The following is a 20,487-nucleotide window of genomic DNA, read 5'->3' on the forward strand; positions in this document are numbered from 1 at the left end:
ACAGAACGAGGGACGTTGGCGAGCGCGGTCCCGTCGGACGATCCAGAACATCTGACCGCTTCTTCCACTTCGCGACGGTCTTCTGATTGATGCCGTAGCGCGCAGCCAGTGCCCTCAGGCTCTCTTGACTATGCTGTATCGCTCGACGGACTGCCGCTGTCGTCGTGGCGCTCCCGTGGTGAACCTGGCCCATAGTGCTTCCTTCCATTCCGATGAAAAGATTGCACCATCAAAACCCGGGACCAAACATGTAGCCCACATTCGACCCGCCTGTTTCAGCAAAGCTGGGAACGCGGAAGCCCTTCTGGAACGTACCACGGAGGGTCAGCTTTTCGGTCGGCTTGAACTGCACACCGAATTTCGGCGAGAAATGGCTGAAGCCTTCGGAATAATGATCGTAACGGCCCGAGGCATCGGCGCTCAGCATCTTCACGATCGGTGCATCAGCCTGGAAGAAGGCTGATTCAACCCAGCGGCTGCCCTGAGCATTCACAGGATTGATATAGCTGGTGTATTGGTTGGCCGGATTGGCCGTATCGAGCGGGTTGGCGTTCGGATCGTTCAGGGCTTCGTAACGGACGTTGCCACCGATGGCGAGCTTGGCCATACCACCCGGCAGGTGGAACAGACCCTTGCTGAGCGTGGCTTCGCCCGAATATTCCTGCGTGCGCGCATTGATGACATTACGCGGCGCGATGGAGTTCAGCACCGACTGCGAGTTCTGCGACGGATCCACGAAATTGTAGCTGCCGCTGGTGATGGCGTTCTGGATGCCGGAGATCGTCGGCACGCCCGTGATCGTCTGGTTCAGCAGCGTGTTCATGCCAACGAAGTTGACGTCGTAATTCCAGTCCGAACCCCAGCGAGACGGATGCCAGCCATTGTAGCGCACCGAGCCACGGAAGTTCTGGCTCGTGTCCATGGTGGTCGGAATCAGATCGCCGAAACGGTAATTGACCTGAGCCTGCTCACCCTGTGCGGCGTAAGGGTTGTTCGGGTTGAGCGAGCCATCAGCCAGATAGACAGGCAGATATGTGTTCTGCGCTGTCGCCAGCTTTGCCTGGCTGTAAGACGTGCCACCATAGGTTGAATAGGGCGTACCCGTGATGATGGAACGCGCCTGCGACCAGGTGAACATGGCTGTCAGCTGTGAACGCTCGGTGACATTGGCCGTGAAATGAGCCGTGGCACTGACGCGACGCAGATCAGGCGCAACCTGGGCGTATTTCTGTGTATTCCACGAGCAGGCCTGGCTTATGCCGGTGCTTCCTCCGACGCTTCAGGTCACGAGCCCGTCCAGATTACGGCACCCTGCCTGCTGATTGAGAAGCGACCAGGGCGCAGTGTTGGTACCACTTCCTGTCACAGGGCGGACAAGTGCCACGGTTGACGGTGCAAAATTGGTGATCGAGCCACCCGAGACGATGTTATCGTTACCGTTGCTGCCACCAATCCCGGTCAGGTCACCATTGTTATATGGTGCATTGAGCTGACGGTAATAAAGCGGATCGTCCTGCTGATATTCCGAGTTGATGTAGAAGTTATAGCCGTCCTTATGCAGGTCGCCATGACCCCAGGTGGCGTAGAGGCGCTGATGCCCCGCATCGCCACGCTGTGTCAGGCCACCTTCGGCGTTACCTTCGAAACCCTTGATTTCCTTGCGGGTGATCATGTTGACCACACCGGCAACGGCGTCGGCACCATAGGTTGCCGAACCGCCATCCTGCAGCACGTCCACGCCCTGCATGATGGATTGCGGCATCCAGTTGGTGTCGACAAAGTTGCGCTCGCCGTCATCGGCCAGCGGATAGTACGACAGGCGCTGCCCATCCATGAGGACTAGGGTCGAATCCGTGCTGAGACCGCGGAGCGACGGAGCCGATGCACCGGCGGCAAAGCCACCACCCGCCGACCAGGCATTGGTCAGATTACCTGCACCGTTGGAAGACAGAAGCTGCAGCGCATCGGTCACGGTCTTGATGCCGCGCTGCTGCATGTCCTTCATGGTGATGTGCGTGATCGGTGACGCACTGGTCGTGTTCGGATCGCGAAACAGCGAGCCCGTCACCATGATGGTTTCGGGGCGCGAGGTCGCAGGAGCGTCCTCAACCGGTGCGGAAACAGCCCTGGCGCGCGTCGAGCGACTCTGGGCATTGACCTTCACCTTGCTCTTGGCAGGAGCCTTGGCGGCATTGACAGGGATTGTCGATGTTTCAGGGGCCGAAACACTCTGTGCCCGTGCGTCACTGACGAAATGCAACAGAGAGACACAGGCTGTGGCACTCATGAGACCGGCGGCAAGCGGTCGCTTGCGTCGGGTTGACGGGGCGACGATCGGGTTATGGCGACCCGAATCGTGCGTCTCTCTTGGGAGCAGCGTCATGGAACGTTCCGTCAAAATGGGTTAATTCGCGATATTACGCATCGCAACGTTCCCAAGCCGTAACGGAAGATTGTTAACGCCCGCAAGGCACGTTACATTTATATTACATAGTTCGAGCAATGCTGTGCAACAAAGTCACACTGCCTGAAGCACCGTTACCAATCGGAAATCATTTTCTGTCAGTTACTTACAACGATCACAGATCATCGGGCTCTCGGGTGGCTCAGCTCTATTTCGAGAAAAACCGAAATTTTTGGGAACCATTAATCGTTAACTATTGACAGCGGCACGCATCATTCCCCTGCGCGGCCATCGGCATGAATGGGGGTCGCATGAAACAAAAAAGGCGGGGCTTCGCGCCCCGCCTTTTTCTCCTTCGTCTCAAGAAGGAAACCGGTCACTCAGTGGGAGAAGCCCTTGGCTGAGGCGCGGGTGGAGTGGAGATGGGCTTCCACTTCCGGGTCCAGCTTCAGGAAGTAGGTCAGAACCGCACTGATGAAGTAGATGATGGAGTAGACAACCATCACACCGAACACTCCGAAGGCAGGCTCGAAGATGTAGACGATGGCCGGGCCGATCCAGACACTGGCACCTGCACCGAGGTTCAGCAGCGACATGGCGGCTGCCTTGTTCTCGGGAGCGAGGTAAGGCATCAGGGCGGACAGCGGCACATAGCCAGCCAGGGTCATGCCATAGAAGGCGCCGGCGATCATGACGATGAACAGGTGGTCAGGGCCCAGCAGCGTCGGTGCGAAATACAGTGCCATGGTGCTCAGCGTCGAGCCGATACCACCCATGATCAGCACCGTGTAGCGCCAGCTCAGCTTGTCACTGATGATACCCAGGAACAGGTTGAAGAAGATGTTGCTGATGAAGATGGCCTGAAGAACAGCCAGCCACTGCCCCATGGTGAAGCCGAGCGTATGGGTGAAGTAGAGCGGCATGAACACCAGGAAGCCGAACTCGGCTGAAGTGTTGATGGCGCGCACAATGCAGCCAATACCCACTTTCGGACGCTGCCAGCCGATGGCCAGCGACATGAACAGGGTCTTGATGGCTCCCTTGTTGCCAGTTTCGACGCGAGGCACGCGGTTCATGCCGAGCAGGGCCAGCGCACCACCGAAGACGACGAAGCTCAGGGCGACCCAGAGGGTTGCATAACCACCGATGATGGGCAGCAGGACACCGGCAATCGTCGTACCCAGCGTGGGCAGACCTGCCGTGAAGCAGAACCAGAACCAGCCGACGGCGGAGCCCAGTTTCTGCACGGGCGCCGTGTTCACAACCCAGACGAGAAAGCCGAAGGCGAAGAGCGGATAGCCAAAGCCACGCAGACCGTAGAACAGCGTGATCAATGTCCAGGACTTGGACGGCAGGGCGAAACCCAGGAACCCGATCTGGAACAGGATCCAGATGGCCAGACCCACAAGCATGACCTTGCGGCTGCCCCACATGTCGGAAAGGGCACCCGAGGCCCAGGCCGATACAGCTGCCGTCAGGCCATAGATGGTGAACAGGCCGGCGACGTCATGCTCCTGAAAACCAAGCGAGACGAGATAGGGAGAGAGGTAACCACTCTCTACGCCGTCACCGATCATGAAGAGCAGAGTGCCGATAAAGCCCCAGATCATGATCGGCGGAATGCCGGCCCATGAGATGAACCGTCCGAAAGCCGTCTGTGGCTCAATGTCTGGCAAAGTGTCGGTTGCGGACCGTGCCCCGCCGACGAATGTCCCGCCTGCCATTGTGTTTCTCCTGAGTCTCAAAAAAGGCATCTTGCTGCCCCGCAGCGTGCCTGGCCCGTCCTCCTTTGCGCGGGTTACCCCCCTCCGGCAAATCACAAAAAAGAGTTATAGTTACCAGACGGTCTGTTCGTATGAGACATTCAGGGTGTCAGATTTGGTATGATAAACGTTTTTTAATGAGATCATACAAGAACTTTTATAGAACACAATCTGTATCCCATGCGCAAAATGACAGAAATTTGAATTGTTCATGTAGGAAACTCTGTATTCCACAGATATAAGTCTCATGCTTATACATAGACAACGTTCTAGTTATCTATCACGCCATCGTGCATCGATTGTGTTAAAATCTCACTATCATAGATTTTTATTCGATGGTTACAATCATTCTATAGTATTCGCTCAATGCAACAAACTGGGTATTATTCATGCTTCGTAAAACAAGCTTCATGAACAGAGTTTAATACATATCATTTCATCAGCCGAATCTAACATTGCGGCCAATGGCCGGATCAGACCGAGGGCTCCTCATGACAACCCGCAAGCAACGCGCCAACGCCATCCGTATCCTGGCCATAGATGCCATCTTCAAGGCCCAGTCCGGCCATCCCGGCACGCCAATGGGCATGGCTGATATCTCTGAAGTGCTGTGGCGTGACGTGATGCGCTACAACCCGGCCAATCCGGGCTGGTGCAACCGTGACCGCTTTGTCTATTCCAACGGCCACGGCTCGATGCTGCTCTATGCCCTGCTGCATCTGAGCGGGTTCGACCTGACAATCGAGGACATCAGGCAGTTCCGCCAACTCCATTCCAGAACGCCCGGACACCCCGAATTCGGCTATGCACCCGGAATCGAAACCACCACCGGCCCGCTGGGCCAGGGTATCGCTAACGCTGTCGGGATGGCGCTGGCAGAAAAGACTCTGGCCGCCCAGTTCAATCGCCCCGGTCTGCCTGTCGTCGATCACCACACCTATGCCTATGTGGGCGAAGGTTGCCTGATGGAGGGCATCTCGCATGAAGCCTGCGCTCTGGCGGGCACGCTCGGGCTCGGCAAGCTGATCACCCTCTATGATCGCAATATGGTCACCAATGATGGGCCGATCGACGGGGTTTATACCGATGATACGCGCAAGCGTTTCGAGGCCTATGACTGGCAGGTGATCGGCGAGATTGACGGGCATGACCCCGATGCTGTGCTTGGCGCACTCAACGCAGCACGCGCCGAAACCACGCGCCCCAGCCTGATCATCTGCCGTACCACCATCGGTCAGGGTTGTTCCGAAGGCTATGCCGGTACCAACAAGGTGCATGGCGGTGTTCTTCCCGCCGATGAAATCGCCAGAATTCGTGAGCGTCTGGATTGGGCCAGTCCGGCTTTCGAAATTCCCGACGCCATCTATCGCGACTGGGATCATCGCCCTGCCGGTGAGGTAGCCGAGGCAGCCTGGAACGATCTGTTCTCCCGCTATCGCGATGCCTATCCGGATCTGGCTGCCGAATTCACCCGCCGTCAGGCCGGCGCCTTCCCCGCAGACTGGGCAACCCTGTCGCGTGAGTTCGTCGCCACCCTGCAGGCAGCCCCCAGGGATATTCCCTCGCGCAAGGCATCGCAAAACGCCATTGAGGCCTTTGCCCCCCATCTGCCCGAAATGTTCGGCGGCTGCGCCGATATAACCCCGAGTTGCCTCACACGCTGGTCAGGGTCTTCCTCTGTCTGCTTCGATGCAGCCGGCAATTACGTCGATTACGGGGTGCGCGAATTCGGCATGGTCGCCATGGCCAATGGTATTGCCCTGCATGGCGGCCTCATCCCTTACACCGCCACCTTCCTGATGTTCATGGAATATGCGCGCAATGCCGTGCGCATGGCAGCGCTCATGAAACAGCGTCAGATTCTGGTCTATACGCATGATTCCATCGGTCTGGGCGAGGACGGGCCCACCCATCAGCCTGTCGAACAGCTCGCGAGCCTGCGCCAGACGCCCAACATGGTAACCTGGCGCCCCTGCGATCAGGTCGAAACGGCCATCGCCTGGGTCAGCGCGCTTGAACGTCGTGACGGACCCACCGCCTTTTCGCTCTCGCGCCTGCCGCTCAAACAACACAACCGCAGCGAGGAACAACTGCGCAATGCCTGGCGCGGTGGCTACGTCCTTTCCGACTGTGCGGGCATCCCTGACCTCATCCTGATTGCTACAGGCTCGGAGGTCACACTGGCCCTCGACGCCGCCGCCATTCTGCGCAACCGGAATCTCGCGGTCCGCGTGGTCTCCCTGCCGTCACCCGAAACCTTCGATGGCCAGGACGCAGACTATCGCGAAAGCGTCCTGCCCGATGGCGTACGCACCCGTCTGGCCATCGAGGCCGCAAGCACGATGTACTGGTCGCGTTATGTGGGGCTCGATGGTGATGTCGTGGGCATGACGGGCTTTGGTGAATCCGGCCCGGCACAGGATCTGTTCCGCCATTTCGGCTTTACGACAGCCAATGTCGTCACGCGCGCCGAAGCGCTTCTCGCCCGTCACGCCAGGCGCCTTAGCGCCTGAAAGCACGCCCTTTCCCGACATTTCTGCGGGCGGCACCCACCCATGCCGCCCCCACCCATACTGGATGAATTCATGGACCTTTTCGATCTCTCCGGCGATGTCGCTTTTGTCACCGGGGCCGGAAGCGGCATCGGGCAACAGATCGCCATCGGCCTTGCCGAAGCCGGTGCTTCGGTTGCCTGTTTCGACCTCCCCGGCTCACGTCAGGGCCTCGACGAGACCGCCGACCGTATCCGCGGTCTCAAACGTGCCGCGCTGGTCTGCACGGGTGATGCAACCGACGAAACCAGCCTGGCCGATGCCATTGCGGCCACACAGGCCGAACTCGGCCTGCTTTCGGTTGCCGTCAATGCCGCAGGCATCGCCAATGCCGCCCCGGCCGAGGAGATGGGACGCGACCAGTGGCAGCGCGTGCTTGATATCAATACGACAGGCGTCTTCCTCTCCTCTCAGGCCGAGGGGCGCGCCATGCTGGCCAATGGTCGTGGATCGATTGTCAACATCGCCTCCATGTCCGGCGTGATCGTCAATCGCGGTCTGATGCAGGCGCATTACAATGCGTCCAAAGCCGCCGTCATCCATCTGAGCAAGAGCCTCGCGATGGAATGGGCAACGCGCGGCGTGCGTGTGAACACCATCAGCCCCGGCTATACCGCTACCCCCATGAACACACGCCCCGAATGGGCCGAGCGTGTGAAGGTGTTCGAGAACGATACCCCCATGAACCGCATTGCCGCCCCGCGCGAAATGGTGGGACCCGCCATTTTCCTCTCCTCCCGCGCTGCGTCCTTCTGCACCGGGGTCGACCTGCTTGTGGATGGCGGTTTCTGCTGCTGGTAAGGGTGCGCAGGGCTCCGCCCAGAGACCTTCAGAGGGGCTGACGCCTGCGGAACCTGTTTTGCGTCATCCTGTCTTTCGCCCGTTCCGCCGTTCATCTGTGGATGGGGAAATCCCTGTTGCTGGCATGGCTGTTCAGGGCGCTGCCCTGAAACCCGCAAAGGGGCGTTAGCCCCTTTGATCCCGGATTGTTGTGCCGTTCAGTTTTTACGCATGGGGCGGGACGTGAAGCCGGACATATCGGCCTTGTAAGCTGAACCCGTCCGACGCGCCCTTTACGCCTTGTCCTGCATCGTTGCGTCTCGTGTCGCAAATGATCTGCTCGCTCGACCTCGAAAACAGCCTTGTTCTCGGCCTTCAGGAGGCGAGACGCTCTATGGGAAGTTCGAGCGTATGCTTGATTTCCGACAGAGCCACCATTGAATTGACCTCCTGTATTCCCGGGATCAGGGCCAGTCTTTTCAGAAAGAACTGCTCGTAGGATTCGATATCCCGCGTCACGATGCGCAGGATGAAATCGACCGAGCCAAGCAGAACATAACAATCCTGCACCTCAGGGAATTCACGTATGGCCTCCTCGAACGCAGCCAGATTGGCGCGGGCATGGGCTGTGAGCTTCACCAGAGCATAAACCTGCGCGTTCAGCCCGATCTTGCGCCGATCCACCAGATAGACCTGTTTTTGCAGGATTCCAGATTCCTTGAGGCGCTGTATGCGACGCCAGCACGGTGCCTGCGAGAGCCCGACAGATTCGGCCAGTTCAGCCGTCGGGCGTGATGCATCCTGCTGAAGCAACTGCAGCAGATGGCGGTCAATCGCATCCAGATCTTCAAGCATCTTCATACCCCACAACTCGACTTAAGGCGCATATTTTATGCGCTCAGGCCATATTCATGAAGCTGAAAACGCAATTTTTATCAGAAGATTGCATGATACCGTTCCGGCAAAGAGATGCTGGCTCAACTGGCCGACATCCCGCAAAAACTCCCTTTCTGGAGCCAGACCATGTCAGCCAGCTTCGCCAAGACAAGCACGCTCGACGCCCGCAGTGGTGCCGATATCCTGCTCGAAATCCTTGCGAGTGAGGGGGTCGAGTATATCTTCGGTAACCCCGGCACGACGGAACTCCCTCTTATGGATAGTCTGCTGCGCCGGCCCGATATCAGCTACATCCTCGCCCTGCAGGAGGCGAGCGCTGTGGCAATGGCCGATGGCTATGCCCAGGCAGCGGGCCGACCGGGTTTTCTCAACCTGCATACAGCAGGCGGGCTGGGTCATGGCATGGGTAATCTGCTCAACGCCCATGTCTCGCAAACACCCCTTGTCGTCACGGCAGGGCAGCAGGATCTGCGCCACGCCGTTACCGATCCGCTCCTGTTTGGTGATCTTCTGAAAATTGCCGAGCCTGCGGTGAAATGGGGCAAGGAAGTTGCCTCTGCCGAGCAACTTCCCACGCTGGTTCGGCGCGCCTTTCACGACGCCGATGCCGCACCTTCCGGCCCGGTCTTTCTGTCCTTGCCCATGGACGTGATGGAGGAGATGAGCACCGTCAGTGCCGGGGCCCCTTCACGCATCGACCGCAATGCCATCGCCGGCGCCCTGCCAGAACTGGCAAATGCCCTTGCCGCCATCGCGCCCGGGCGCCTTGCCCTGATTGCAGGCGACGAAATCCATGCCAGCCGCGCCGCTGCCGAAACGGCAACTTTGGCCGAGACACTGGGGGCGCCCGTCTATGGCTCTTCCTGGCCCTCGCGCGTTCCCTTCCCGACCGCCCATCCGCTATGGCGTGGCAACCTGCCCACCACGGCGCGCGGTATTGCGGAAGTGCTCTCCCAGTATGACGCCATTTTCGCCATTGGCGGCAAATCGCTCATTACCATTCTCTATACCGAGGGCTCGGCTATTCCTGAGGGATGTACCGTCTATCAGCTTTCTGCCGATGTGAACGATCTGGGACGCACCTATCCCACGGCGCTCTCGACCTGCGGCCATCTGAAGGCATCGCTCAACGCGCTACAGTCACTGGTGGAAAACGCCTCGCTTGCCCATGCCCCCGCCTATGACGCCCTGCGCCGAGAAGCGGCCACGCAGCGCGCCTCGGAGCGCGCCACCCTTCATGGCCGCGCTGATGCGGCCATGAATGAGGCGGTCATCCCACCCATCCTAGCTGCGCGTGAAGCCGTACGGGCCATCGGCCCCGACACACCGATCGTGGATGAGGCCATTGCAACATCGGGTTTTGTCCGCAGCTTTCTCGAAAGCAGCGATCCGTCCCAGTACTCCTTTCTGCGCGGCGGGGCTTTGGGGTGGGGTATGCCCGCTGCCATCGGCTGCTCACTCGGCCTGAAGCGCGAGCCTGTCGTGTGCCTCGTCGGTGATGGCGCGGCGCTTTATTCGCCTCAGGCGCTCTGGACGGCTGCTCACGAAAACCTCCCCATCACCTTCGTTGTCATGAATAACTGCGAATACAACGTGCTGAAAAACTTCATGCGTGGTCAGCAGAACTACACGGCTGCACAGACCGGGCGCTTCATCGCGATGGATATCGTCAACCCCACCATTGATTATCAGGCACTCGCCACCTCCATGGGCCTGCCTGCCCAGCGCCTGACACGCGCTGGCGATATCGCCCCTGCCATTCAGGCCGGGATTGCGAGCGGCAAGGCCAATCTGATCGAAATCATGATCAGCCGCTGAATGTTGCGGCGAGGGTTCTGCCCTCGCCCCCACACGGGGCCTCGCTGCGTTAGACCCGCTTTTACAACGCCAGATGGAAGAACTGGTTATGCGCGGTGGCCTTATACGGGCCGAAGGGCGGACCACTCTCGAACCCGTAGCGGCGATAGAGCCTTATCGCAGCCTCGAACGATGGTGACGTCCCGGTTTCGAGGCTCAACCGCATCAGACCACGCACTCTCGCAGCCTCGATAAGCGTGCCGAGTATGGCCGCTCCAGCGCCACGCCCGAGAAAATCGGGGTGGGTCCGCATGGATTTGACCTCGCCCACACCCTCACCGAACTGCTTCAGCGCCCCAATGGCGGCGACACGCCCCTCGATACGCGCAGTCCATACCGTAACCTCGGGCGTGGTCAGTCCTGAGAGATCGAGGGCAAAACGGAATGCCTCTGGCGTGCTTTCCGCCATGCCCGACAAATGCAAGGCCAGCAGCGCCCGACTTTCCGCGCTGGAGAGATCGTCGATCCCTATCTCCATGGGCCAATATCCCTTTCCTGTTGCCTGAGCCGCTTCAGAGCAGGAGAATGATCGCAAAGTCGTACCTGGCCCATACGCTCTCCTGCGTTTGCCTGATGATGGGCACACCCTTCCAAGGATCGTCGCCTTTGTCAGCCATTTTTCCGCATAGCGTTCTCGACCGGGCCGAAGCGTTTCTGGCTTCCCAGCCAATTCGGGGTGGAGGCACCTTGCTCGATGCATCCGGCGCCGTCCTCTATAGCGACGTCATGACGCTTGTACCGGGTCCGGTCTATTTCCTTGGGCTGAATCCCGGGGGGAGCCCTGACAACAACCGTGACGGGACCATACGACACTCACTGGCTGCCAGCCGATCAGGGATAAATGCGTTTCTGGACCAGTCATGGGGTGATCCGCCAAGAAACTCGCCCTCAGGAGAGGCGCCATTACAGCGCCGTATACGCAAACTGTTGGCGATGATGGGGCTGGAGACGCGCCAAGTTGCGGCGAGCAATCTGGTATTCACCCGCTCACGCAATCTGCGTTTGCATATGAATTTTGAGAACGCCATCGCGCAATGCCGCCCTGTTCATGAATTCTTTATCGACTCAATCCAGCCGGAATTAATTCTCACGCACGGCAACCGCGATACATTCAGACAGGGAATAGGCGCGCATTTTACCGAAAATCACGAGGCGCATCATGCTGGCTGGAAAATTCACTTAGGCACATGCGCGATTGCCGGCCGGACCATTCCCGTAATGAACATGCCTCACCTTTCATTCTGGGCCATCAATGCGGAAACACCCAAAGCCGAGCGACGACGTGCCATTCTTCGCACCCTTTTCAAGGAATACGGTTTTTCACCGCAATAACCAGCCATCAATGACGCGCTCCACAATCAGAGCCATTCGTCAGATCACGGCACTTCAAACTTGGTCAAAAGCCAGCCATAGCCCGCCAACAGATCCTCGTGATGCCGGCGTGTCAGTGCGGCCAGACAGGCGACATGCTCGAGGGGGCCCGCTGTTCCACCGTCATAAAGCCCATATTCGGCATGGCAAAGCTGGTCCCGGTAAACCAGCCACGCGCGCTCAGCCTGCCTCAGCGCGTCACGATCATTTAATCGCGGCTGATCACTACGCTGAAACAGGGCAATAATTCGTTGATAATCCCTGTTGAGCGCAGCGTCCTCCTGTCGTCGGACCTTTTCAAAACAGTCATAGGTTCCAGCCTGTCCCATTTGCCCATCCTGGCTCCTACAGGCTGCCATGAGCGGCTTGTCCTCATTCATCCTCTGGGCATGGGCGCAAGGCGAAATGCCGCAAAGCACAGCGACGGTGAACTGAAGCGCTATCTTCTTCACCGTTCATGCTTTCTTGAGAAAACATTGAACTGAAACGCCTGAATCGTGCCGTTCGGCGTTTCATGTAAGTGATCGACCGTTCGGAGCAGGGTAAAATCATTCCCCAGCAAAGCACACAACGATGCGCTGTCATGACGCATGACAGGCAGGCCGGAACAGCGAAGGGGCCCATCCGGGGAAAAACCGCCTATGACAGCAATGCCACCGGGCACGAGAGCTGATCGCAAGGCGGTAACGTAGCGTGCCTGATCGGCGGCTTCTGTCAGGAAATGAAACGCCGCGCGGTCGTGCCAGACCATGTAGTGCCTGTCTGGCGACCATGCCGTGACATCGGCGACAATCACATGATGCCGTGTGCCGAAAGGCGCGAGGCGTCTGGCAACACCAGACAGGGCGACAGCAGAAAGATCGAGGCTCGTGACCTCGGCAAATCCAGCTTCAAGAAGCCTGTCGGGCAAGAATGAGGCCCCGCCCCCGATATCGATTACCGGCCCCTTCCCGGGGGCCGCTTTCATAATCAGGTCAAGCGACAGGGTTGGACAGGGCTCGTACCAGCTACAGCCTGTCGAGGGTTTGTCCGTATAGACCCTGTCCCAGTGTTTCTGACGACACTCCATGTTCTCTTGCCCTTTATACTGCCCCCGGTTCTCTATCCTGCCGAGCGGCTCTATAAAATACCGGCCTCCAGCCCGGGTGGGCATATACAGACCGTACAAAAACCGTCCCATCCAACGCGATGACGACCCCAACTCGTGCCAGAACAACCGCCAAGGAATGCGTGATGCGTTCTGAACAACCTTGCCTGCGTACGGGCCTTTGCAGGTCTCTCCCGTGCGTGTCGGTCCGAGGTAGTACAGTCCACTGCCTGCCTGATCTGAATTCTCAACCAGTCACACATCAACCCGAGACCAACACTATATGTCGAATTGAATTCTGTTCGATGAATTCTTGATGACTTCCCCGTTTTGAGTAGTCGCTCCTTCTGCAATGCTCTTTGATGCGCCGCGTCATTCCCTGCCTTTTCAGGATCTGTCGATGCGCTTTCGCCACCTGCTTCATTCATTTCCCACAATCAGCCACACGATGCTTGTCTCAGGGCTTGTCTCGGCGCTTACCACCGTGGGATTTGCCTCTGCCCCGGCATCATGGGCCCAAGATCTTGCCCCATTGAAAACGCACGCAGTCTCGCACACCGTGGACGACGCCGTGCATGTCAACCAGATCCAGGTGATCGGCACCCATAATTCATATCGGCGCGACATCTCGCCGGTGACACTGCAATGGCTGACCAGCCTCTCCCCGCAGGCCGCGGTTGCACTTGATTATCATCACGACACCCTGACAGCACAGCTCGATCACGGTGTCCGCCAACTTGAGATCGACATCTATGCCGATACGCAAGGCGGTCGTTATGCCCATCCCAAAGGTGGCGAATGGGAGCGAAAGGCGGGGCTGACACCCGATGCCGATCCGACCCCGGCACAGGCCATGCAAGGCACGGATTTCAAGGTGATGCATATTGTCGACATCGACCAGAGATCGAGCTGCCAGCCTTTCCGAGCCTGTCTTGAACAGATCAAGGCATGGTCGGACGCCCACCCCAATCATGTCCCGGTCTTCATCGATCTGGAAACCAAGCAGGATATCCCCTTCGGCGGAGGCAAACTGCCCTTCACGCCTCCTGAAGTTTTCACACCGGCCACGTATGACCGGCTCGACGCCGAACTGGTGGCAGTTTTCGGTCGCGACCGCATCATCACCCCCGATGACGTGCGTGGCGATGCCCCGACACTCGATGAAGGGGTCAGAAAGCATGGCTGGCCTGCGCTGTCACAGGCACGGGGCAAGATCGTGTTCCTGTTCGATCGCCCGCATGACACGGCGCGCTACGTCAAGGATCACCCGGCCCTGCGCAATCGTATCGTGTTCACCAATGCGCATCCCGGCGATCCGGATTGCGGCTTTACCGAAGTGAATGAGGGATTCATCGGGGCCAAGGGCAATGGCAGCGATGCGGTGGACAACAAGGCAGCGGCAACGACCATCCCTGCCCTCGTGAAACAGGGCTATCTCGTGCGTACCCGGGCCGATGCCAACACGATCGAGGCGCGTCAGAATGCGCTTGAGCGTCGTGACGTGGCTTTTTCATCCGGCGCACAGCTGATCAGTACCGATTATCCCACCTTCGAGCCAGCGCCCTGGCACAACTACTCGGTCGGGTTCGGGCAGGGTCTGGTGGCCCGATGCAATCCGGTCAATGCGCCAGCCTCCTGCCGCTCTTCGGCTCTTGAGCCGTAAGGCACCCGACGCCGGCGTCACGCTGGTCTGTTAATCTTTGATGACGGCGGGAATGTCATGCCGATATTTCCGCGTCTTGCTCCATTTCTTCATGTCCAGGCCAAATGATCCGAGACATGTTCATGAAACGCTTCTCTCTTTTTCTCGCCGCTTCCGCGCTCACGGTACTCTCATCGTCCGGTCATGCGCAGAATGCGCCAGGCGCCGTGCCGGCATCGCCCGACGAGGCAGTTCACCTCAACGAAATTCAAGTGATTGGCACCCATAATTCCTACCGTGCCGCCATGTCGCCCGTCACCATGCAGTGGCTTTCAAAAGTCGCACCTGACGCCGCAATCACGCTCGACTATCAGCACGCGCCGCTTGCCGTGCAGCTCGATCACGGTATCAGGCAAATCGAGCTCGACCTCTATGCGGACATGAAGGGTGGTCGTTATGCCCATCCCAAGGGGCCCGACTGGCTGCGCAAGGCAGGCCTCACCCCGGAGGCCGATCCTGTCGATCCCGCCATCATGCAAGGCAATGACTTCAAGGTCATGCATATCGTCGATATCGACCAGCGTTCGACCTGCCAGCCGCTCAAGGCCTGCCTTGGCATCATCCGCACCTGGTCAGACGCCCATCCGGGGCATTTGCCGATTTTCATCGATCTGGAGACGAAGCAATCCGCGCCACCGGGAAAAGTCCCTTTCACGCAGCCTGAGATTTTCACCCCATCCACCTATGACCGGCTGGACGCCGAACTACTCGAAGTCTTCGGACGCGACCGTATTCTGGCGCCGGATGATGTGCGTGGCGACGCCCCGGATCTGAACACGGCCATACGCACCAAGGGCTGGCCCAGCCTCGCCAAAGCCCGGGGCAAGATTGTCTTCGTGTTCGAGCGCCCTCATGACACCGAGCGCTATCTGGTAGGGCACCCAGCGCTCAAGGGACGGCTGATCTTTCCCAATGGCAGGCCCGGCGAGCCAACATGTGCCTTTACTGAGATCAACGAAGGCTTTGTCGGCAAGAAGATCGGTGAATTCGAGGCGGTAGATAATGCCAAAGCGGCAAAGATCGTCCCCGATCTGGTCCGACAGGGCTATCTCATCAGGACACGTGCCGATGGCGACACGCTGGAAGCGCGTCACAACGATCTCGCCCGTCGTCAGACCGCGTTTGAGGATGGTGCACAGCTGATCAGCACGGATTATCCGCTTTATGCCCCTGCCCGCTGGAACGGTTACAGCGTGTCATTCCCGGGTGGGGCCATGATGCGTTGCAACCCGGTCAATGCCCCCGCTGCCTGCCGCGATTCGGCGCTGGAACCCACTACACCCAAACTCTGAGCGTTGTCCCGGAACACAGGAAAACAGGGGCAAGTGGAAGAAAATGCAAAATTCTTTCTTCCCCCCTGTTGCCAAACACAATGAGGACTGGTAGTTCCCCCTTCACCGAAGACGAGGTCGCCACAAGTCTCCTCCGACGCGGTCGCCGGAGCGGTAACGCTCCATGCGGGTGTAGCTCAGTTGGTTAGAGCGCCGGCCTGTCACGCCGGAGGTCGCGGGTTCGAGCCCCGTCACTCGCGCCACTTTCCCATAAAAATATGAGAAAATGGTGCCTTACGCTGCCATCGCGTGCGTATCACCTCTTGATCGACCGATCATGCCGGGCCGAGGCGCCTTGCCTCTGCCCCAGGTACCACGCGACCTTGTCTCATGTCGCGAGATAGGCATCCAGCACCGCGCTGGACGGACCATCGAGGCGGATACGCCCTTCCTCAAGCCAGATCAGACGTGTGCACCATTTACGCATGACCTCGGGCTGATGCGATGACATGATGAGCACATCCGCATCCTGCACGAGCGCTTCCAGCCGGAGCTTTGCCTTTTCCATGAAGGTGATGTCACCCGCCATGAACCATTCATCCATTAGCAGAACATCGGGCGTGATAGCTGTCGCGAGACCAAAAGCCAGACGTACCAGCATGCCGCTGCTGTAGGTCTTGACCGGCAGCGCGATGAAGTCGCCCAGCTCGGCAAATTCGGCAACATTCTCCAGCACGGATTTCGTCCCGGCGCGGCTCATGCCATGAGAGAGGCAGCGCAGGCGCACGTTCTCCATGCCTGTCAGCTCCATGTTCATACCAAGCTGGGTATCGAGAAGCGTGCCAATCGTACCACGGATGCGCACCCGTCCTGCGACAGGCTCATAGATACCAGCCAGCGCCCGCAGCAGGGTCGTCTTGCCGGCACCATTGCCGCCGATCAGACCAAGCCGCTCACCGCTTTGCAGGGTGAAGCTGATATCCCGAAGCACATCTACCGTTACGCGGTGGCGACTATCCTCGATCAGGGCGCTTCCAGCACGGTTGGTTGTCCGGCTGGACACGGCCCGCGCCATCGAGCGTTTAAGGGTGCGATTATCAGCATGATAGACGGGAAAGCTGAGTGACAGGCGATCCACAAGAACTCTGGTCATGATCAAACCCAGTACGCGATGCGTGCGCGGAAACGTGTAAAGACAAAGACTGCAAACCCGACCAGCACGGCGCTATGCGCCAGAGCAACCTCCCACAGGGCAAGTGGGGTTGGCTCACCCAGAAGCGGCGTGCGCATGATGGCAATCAGCGAATAAAACGGATCGAGCAATATCCAGTGCTGCAACGTTCCCACCAACTCCGGACGCCAGATGATGGGGGTAATGAAAAAGAACACCTGAAGCAGCGATTGCACGATAGGCGGGATATCGCGAAACCTCGCACCCAGCAGCCCCAGACAGAGCATGAGAGCAAAGCTGTCTACCAGCCAGAGCGCCAGAGCGGGCAAGACCAGCCATATATGCAGGGGCGCGACACGAAAGATGAGAAATACGACCAAAACAACGACAGCATTGTGAAGGAGAACCAGAATGTTGCGCGTGATGGCCTGCAAGGCAAAGACTGTAAAAGGCATGCGGGCTGCCTGGATCATGCGACTTTCCTGGGAAAATACGGTCGTACTTTCTCCGATCAACGTCGAGATATAACCCCACAAGACCAGTGAGAGAGCAAGAAACGGCAGGTAGTCCCTGATCACCATGTTGAAAAGTTCGGCATAGAGAAAGCCGAGTGCCGCTACCATCACCGCTGTCGTGATGGTCAGCCAGAAGGGCCCCAGCATTGAGCCCCGATATCGCATCTTGATATCGAGCCAGCCGAGCGTCATCGCGAGAGGCAGAAGACGCAAACCGGCGCGCATATCTGCCAGGGCTGCCCTGAAACGCCCTGCGGCACTCAGGGGAAACAGATCGAGAATAGGCTCTTTCCGACCTGACTCTGCCTTGATTGTCTTCATGCTTCTTGCTCTTCGCTGGATCAGGAGAAAATCTCTACCTGCTCCGCGCCCTTCCTCCAAGAGCAGGAAAGAGGCGTCGCATGTCGCTCAGAACAAAAACTGGTGCCCGGCTTATCGCTTGCCGTCAGGAGATGGATTCATCACCGAAGATCCGTCTATGATCGATATTCATTGCTCAGGACAAGCAAACAGGAATGAATGCCGGCGATTACTTCATGATCGGTTTTGTCTTTGCGACATACGCGATTGGCCCCCTACTGGCCGCCTTTCTGGTGCGGCGGATCTATCGCTCAGGCCTGTTCAAAGAGCAGGACGATTAAACCCGGCATCGACCCGCATTCCTGCGCCTCTCTCATAAAGCTGCAAAAGAATCACTTGCCGGTGCAGTCCCCCCCCCCCTCCTACGCTTCAACCATTAACAGGAGACTGCACCGCGGCCTCAGACATGGCCTGAATGCACGTCAGAAACGCTGCGTCATGCCCTGACTGGCCAGAATAAAATGCACACCCAGCTGGTTACCCTGATCCAGATCATTGCGGATACGCGTTTGCGCCGTCGGTCCGGCTTCAAGCAAGGGCTTGATGTGCGAAACCAGAACAGGAAAACCCGTCATGGGCACGCCTGCGAGGGCCTGAAGTGTCGCGAGTTCTGACAGCAGCCATCGAGGCGTCAGATGGCCGAAAAGCTGCTTGTCTGTCCGTCGGTTGTCATACGAACATTCGATGATGATCCCGCGTAAATGGCCAGCCCTTATCAGTGGGGCCACCTCGTGCCAGAGCGCCGCCAGATGGCCACCCGGTTCGATGGCATCCGGGCCGGTATCCCCGAGATAAAGCAGGGCATCCTGACCTGAATGGAGAAGAAATGCGGTGGATTCTACCCCGCCATGACTGAGCGGATAAGCCGTAACACTCAATGGTGTTCCTGAGAGCGGCACCGTCTGACCCGGCGTGAGGTCATGATAGTGAAGCAGCCCGAACGCCGGTTTCACGCCCCTGTCACCCAGATTGGGCCAGACACGGTGATTGAACAGGTCATCCTGAAGTACCGACAGAACCGACGGAAGGGCATAGACAGGCTTGCCCGGATCCTCAGGCGAGATGGCCACCAGACCTGCCACATGATCGAGATGGGCATGGCTCAGCAGATAGCCCTTGATCATACGATGGAGGATCATCCCGCTGCGCGAGGCTGATGCGTCCGGGCCCAGATCAATGCCATCGAAGGCATGAGCCGCATCGGCTTTTTCGATGCCGTTGAGGACTGTGCCTGCGTCCAGAAGCACGCCGGACGACGTTCCCGCTTCGCGGACCAGGTAAGCGCTCAGATTGCCATCCTCGAGGCCGCCAGCCGCCCCCAGTACAGTCACGTCAAACTCATGCGCCTGAACGGTGGCAACCGGTACCGTCAGGGCTAGCAGCAGCAATAGCCTGATCAAGCCTGAAGGTAGCGCAGGCAACAGACATGCGGGCAATCGGTAAGAAATCATCGGGCCTCCGGCATCATGAAGACTGAACCCCATGCCAGCTTCTCCCCGAATGATGAAAGATATTTGTCAGCAATACCTGTTGCCTGCACCCGCCCGGCGGGATTCGCACGCTGTGCAGACCAGCGTGGAAACGACCGGGTCCTGACCCGCAGTGAGTCAGTGACACCGTCTGATCGGCAGTCATAAGACGCGTCATGACTGGCAAGCATTCGCAACACATGTAACACTTGGAGGAACAGCCCCGGTTAAGAGCATCCAGATGTCCCGCAAAAACTCATTCTTGCGCTGCCTGCCCCTGATGATGGGCCTTCTTGTACTGGCAGGGTGCGATGACCAGCCACCGCTTCAGCCCGGTCATTGCGAGATCCGGACATTGGGCCGCCTGAGGCTGCGTAGTCTGGCGTCGATCCCGGTGGTTGAGGCCAGGATCGATGGCAAGCCCGTATTGTTCATGGTCGATACCGGCGCTTTCAACTCTGTCATTTTCAAGAAAAATGCCAGCATGCTCAGCCTGAACTACACAGGCGCGACAGCTCAGGTAAGAGGTGTGCATGGCATCGAAAGCAGCGCCGTTGTTCGCATCGACAGGCTTGATCTGGGCTCCGGAGCCACGACCGACCATGCGTTTGTCCTCACAGAGTCGATGGCGCCCAGAACGCCCAAAGGGTTGCCCCCCATTGTCGGCCTGCTCGGCGCAGAGCTGCTGATGGCGTCCGATCTGGTGATCGATATGCCGCATCATGCGATGTATATGCTCGACATGCGCCGGTGCCCCTATATCACCCCCTACTGGCAGGGAACGGTTCACAAGATACCGATTGAACGGGACTGGGACGATAACAAGGTTCGCCTGACATTCACCATCGATGGCAGCAAGCCGATCCCGGCAATTTTCGATACAGGCTCCTCCCACGTTCTGCTGCCCTATTCACTGGCCCATGAGAAACTTGGCATCACCCGTCGCGACCTCAAGAAAGACCCGTCAAGCACGGATAGCATGGCCGTTGGAGAGGACACGGTTACAAGCTATCACCAGCAATTCGACCATCTGGATATGGGAGATTTCCGTATCAGCAATGCGTGGGTGACCATTGATGATGCGGATAATATCGACCATGCCCTGTTCGGTGCGCGATTCCTGCATCAGACCCGCATCTGGCTGACCACGAAGGATGTGATGTATGTGCAGCACGTCTCGGAAATGAAAGATGCGCCGCCCATTCCCATCACCCCGGTCGCTGGCGTTACACCGGTGACGAAATAACCCGGCCGCCCCTTATTCGTTGTTTTTTCACTTGCATATACA

General features: G+C 58.4%; 19 protein-coding genes and 1 tRNA gene. 9 read left to right on the forward strand and 11 right to left on the reverse strand.

Annotation, left to right across the window (positions count from 1 at the left end; all coding sequences use genetic code 11):
- The 4 genes from F3J08_RS07275 to F3J08_RS07285 all read right to left on the reverse strand — a co-directional run.
- A partial coding sequence (locus F3J08_RS07275; RefSeq protein ID WP_166929044.1) for a helix-turn-helix domain-containing protein occupies positions 1–193 on the reverse strand: 193 nt, incomplete at its 3' end.
- Between the two features lie 36 nt (positions 194–229).
- On the reverse strand, positions 230–1,138 hold the full coding sequence (locus tag F3J08_RS17515; RefSeq protein ID WP_370458683.1) for a TonB-dependent receptor domain-containing protein: 909 nt from the start codon (positions 1,136–1,138) through the stop codon (positions 230–232).
- Between the two features lie 141 nt (positions 1,139–1,279).
- Positions 1,280–2,383, reverse strand: a complete 1,104-nt coding sequence (locus F3J08_RS17520) for a TonB-dependent receptor plug domain-containing protein (protein ID WP_370458684.1) — start codon at positions 2,381–2,383, stop codon at positions 1,280–1,282.
- Between the two features lie 401 nt (positions 2,384–2,784).
- A complete protein-coding gene (locus F3J08_RS07285) occupies positions 2,785–4,128 on the reverse strand; it encodes an MFS transporter (RefSeq protein WP_062163840.1) in 1,344 nt (447 codons plus the stop codon).
- A 530-nt stretch (positions 4,129–4,658) separates the two neighbouring features.
- Here F3J08_RS07285 and tkt point away from each other — a divergent pair.
- Positions 4,659–6,680, forward strand: a complete 2,022-nt coding sequence (tkt, locus tag F3J08_RS07290) for a transketolase (protein WP_166929046.1) — start codon at positions 4,659–4,661, stop codon at positions 6,678–6,680.
- Between the two features lie 72 nt (positions 6,681–6,752).
- Positions 6,753–7,520, forward strand: coding sequence for an SDR family oxidoreductase (locus tag F3J08_RS07295; RefSeq protein WP_122038623.1), 768 nt, complete (start codon positions 6,753–6,755; stop codon positions 7,518–7,520).
- Between the two features lie 354 nt (positions 7,521–7,874).
- Here F3J08_RS07295 and F3J08_RS07300 read toward each other — a convergent pair whose 3' ends face one another.
- The gene (locus F3J08_RS07300; RefSeq protein WP_062165639.1) at positions 7,875–8,354 is read right to left on the reverse strand and encodes an Lrp/AsnC family transcriptional regulator; all 480 of its coding nucleotides are present in this window, start codon (positions 8,352–8,354) and stop codon (positions 7,875–7,877) included.
- 168 nt (positions 8,355–8,522) lie between these two features.
- Between F3J08_RS07300 and F3J08_RS07305 the strand changes: the two genes are divergently transcribed.
- Positions 8,523–10,214, forward strand: coding sequence for a thiamine pyrophosphate-binding protein (locus F3J08_RS07305; protein WP_166929048.1), 1,692 nt, complete (start codon positions 8,523–8,525; stop codon positions 10,212–10,214).
- A 61-nt stretch (positions 10,215–10,275) separates the two neighbouring features.
- Here the strand turns inward: F3J08_RS07305 and F3J08_RS07310 are convergent, their stop codons facing one another.
- Positions 10,276–10,731 (reverse strand): GNAT family N-acetyltransferase, encoded by a 456-nt coding sequence (locus F3J08_RS07310; protein ID WP_166929050.1) that lies wholly within the window; start codon positions 10,729–10,731, stop codon positions 10,276–10,278.
- A gap of 128 nt (positions 10,732–10,859) precedes the next feature.
- Here F3J08_RS07310 and F3J08_RS07315 point away from each other — a divergent pair, with 128 nt between their 5' ends.
- The gene (locus tag F3J08_RS07315; protein ID WP_166929052.1) at positions 10,860–11,585 is read left to right on the forward strand and encodes a hypothetical protein; all 726 of its coding nucleotides are present in this window, start codon (positions 10,860–10,862) and stop codon (positions 11,583–11,585) included.
- A gap of 44 nt (positions 11,586–11,629) precedes the next feature.
- Here F3J08_RS07315 and F3J08_RS07320 read toward each other — a convergent pair whose 3' ends face one another.
- Both F3J08_RS07320 and F3J08_RS07325 read right to left on the reverse strand, forming a co-directional pair.
- On the reverse strand, positions 11,630–12,076 hold the full coding sequence (locus F3J08_RS07320) for a lysozyme inhibitor LprI family protein (protein WP_166929054.1): 447 nt from the start codon (positions 12,074–12,076) through the stop codon (positions 11,630–11,632).
- Positions 12,073–12,693: a trans-aconitate 2-methyltransferase gene (locus F3J08_RS07325; protein WP_166929056.1), complete on the reverse strand. Its 621-nt coding sequence runs from the start codon at positions 12,691–12,693 to the stop codon at positions 12,073–12,075. Before F3J08_RS07325 ends, F3J08_RS07320 begins: the two co-directional genes overlap by 4 nt.
- 418 nt (positions 12,694–13,111) lie before the next feature.
- Between F3J08_RS07325 and F3J08_RS07330 the strand changes: the two genes are divergently transcribed.
- The 3 genes from F3J08_RS07330 to F3J08_RS07340 all read left to right on the forward strand — a co-directional run bounded on the left by F3J08_RS07330 (position 13,112) and on the right by F3J08_RS07340 (position 15,947).
- Complete coding sequence (locus F3J08_RS07330; RefSeq protein ID WP_240149210.1) at positions 13,112–14,374, forward strand: phosphatidylinositol-specific phospholipase C1-like protein; 1,263 nt, start codon at positions 13,112–13,114, stop codon at positions 14,372–14,374.
- 122 nt (positions 14,375–14,496) lie between these two features.
- Positions 14,497–15,705, forward strand: coding sequence for a phosphatidylinositol-specific phospholipase C1-like protein (locus F3J08_RS07335; protein WP_166929058.1), 1,209 nt, complete (start codon positions 14,497–14,499; stop codon positions 15,703–15,705).
- A gap of 165 nt (positions 15,706–15,870) precedes the next feature.
- A tRNA-Asp gene (locus tag F3J08_RS07340) sits at positions 15,871–15,947 on the forward strand.
- Between the two features lie 125 nt (positions 15,948–16,072).
- Here the strand turns inward: F3J08_RS07340 and F3J08_RS07345 are convergent.
- Positions 16,073–16,837, reverse strand: coding sequence for an ABC transporter ATP-binding protein (locus F3J08_RS07345; protein WP_166929060.1), 765 nt, complete (start codon positions 16,835–16,837; stop codon positions 16,073–16,075).
- A 2-nt stretch (positions 16,838–16,839) separates the two neighbouring features.
- Positions 16,840–17,691: an ABC transporter permease gene (locus F3J08_RS07350; protein WP_166929062.1), complete on the reverse strand. Its 852-nt coding sequence runs from the start codon at positions 17,689–17,691 to the stop codon at positions 16,840–16,842.
- 194 nt (positions 17,692–17,885) lie between these two features.
- On the opposite strand from F3J08_RS07350, the gene F3J08_RS17375 reads away from it, so the two are divergent.
- Entirely contained in the window at positions 17,886–18,011 is a 126-nt protein-coding gene (locus F3J08_RS17375) for a hypothetical protein (protein ID WP_255493458.1), read from the forward strand.
- 141 nt (positions 18,012–18,152) lie between these two features.
- Here F3J08_RS17375 and F3J08_RS07355 read toward each other — a convergent pair whose 3' ends face one another.
- Entirely contained in the window at positions 18,153–19,118 is a 966-nt protein-coding gene (locus tag F3J08_RS07355) for an MBL fold metallo-hydrolase (protein ID WP_240149211.1), read from the reverse strand.
- A gap of 322 nt (positions 19,119–19,440) precedes the next feature.
- Here F3J08_RS07355 and F3J08_RS07360 point away from each other — a divergent pair, with 322 nt between their 5' ends.
- On the forward strand, positions 19,441–20,445 hold the full coding sequence (locus F3J08_RS07360) for a retroviral-like aspartic protease family protein (RefSeq protein WP_166929064.1): 1,005 nt from the start codon (positions 19,441–19,443) through the stop codon (positions 20,443–20,445).
- Positions 20,446–20,487 lie beyond the last annotated feature (42 nt).

The organism is Asaia sp. As-1742, assembly GCF_011753235.1.
GTDB classification, from domain to species: domain Bacteria; phylum Pseudomonadota; class Alphaproteobacteria; order Acetobacterales; family Acetobacteraceae; genus Asaia; species Asaia bogorensis_B.

Bases quoted from the DNA above. Each gene is read 5' to 3' on its own strand.
- F3J08_RS17515 (WP_370458683.1), bottom strand. From the start codon at position 1,138: ATGTTCACCTGGTCGCAGGCGCGTTCCATCATCACGGGTACGCCCTAT.
- F3J08_RS17520 (WP_370458684.1), bottom strand. From the start codon at position 2,383: ATGACGCTGCTCCCAAGAGAGACGCACGATTCGGGTCGCCATAACCCG.
- F3J08_RS07285 (WP_062163840.1), bottom strand. From the start codon at position 4,128: ATGGCAGGCGGGACATTCGTCGGCGGGGCACGGTCCGCAACCGACACT.
- tkt (WP_166929046.1), top strand. From the start codon at position 4,659: ATGACAACCCGCAAGCAACGCGCCAACGCCATCCGTATCCTGGCCATA.
- F3J08_RS07295 (WP_122038623.1), top strand. From the start codon at position 6,753: ATGGACCTTTTCGATCTCTCCGGCGATGTCGCTTTTGTCACCGGGGCC.
- F3J08_RS07300 (WP_062165639.1), bottom strand. From the start codon at position 8,354: ATGCTTGAAGATCTGGATGCGATTGACCGCCATCTGCTGCAGTTGCTT.
- F3J08_RS07305 (WP_166929048.1), top strand. From the start codon at position 8,523: ATGTCAGCCAGCTTCGCCAAGACAAGCACGCTCGACGCCCGCAGTGGT.
- F3J08_RS07310 (WP_166929050.1), bottom strand. From the start codon at position 10,731: ATGGAGATAGGGATCGACGATCTCTCCAGCGCGGAAAGTCGGGCGCTG.
- F3J08_RS07325 (WP_166929056.1), bottom strand. From the start codon at position 12,693: ATGGAGTGTCGTCAGAAACACTGGGACAGGGTCTATACGGACAAACCC.
- F3J08_RS07330 (WP_240149210.1), top strand. From the start codon at position 13,112: ATGCGCTTTCGCCACCTGCTTCATTCATTTCCCACAATCAGCCACACG.
- F3J08_RS07335 (WP_166929058.1), top strand. From the start codon at position 14,497: ATGAAACGCTTCTCTCTTTTTCTCGCCGCTTCCGCGCTCACGGTACTC.
- F3J08_RS07345 (WP_166929060.1), bottom strand. From the start codon at position 16,837: ATGACCAGAGTTCTTGTGGATCGCCTGTCACTCAGCTTTCCCGTCTAT.
- F3J08_RS07350 (WP_166929062.1), bottom strand. From the start codon at position 17,691: ATGAAGACAATCAAGGCAGAGTCAGGTCGGAAAGAGCCTATTCTCGAT.
- F3J08_RS17375 (WP_255493458.1), top strand. From the start codon at position 17,886: ATGAATGCCGGCGATTACTTCATGATCGGTTTTGTCTTTGCGACATAC.
- F3J08_RS07360 (WP_166929064.1), top strand. From the start codon at position 19,441: ATGTCCCGCAAAAACTCATTCTTGCGCTGCCTGCCCCTGATGATGGGC.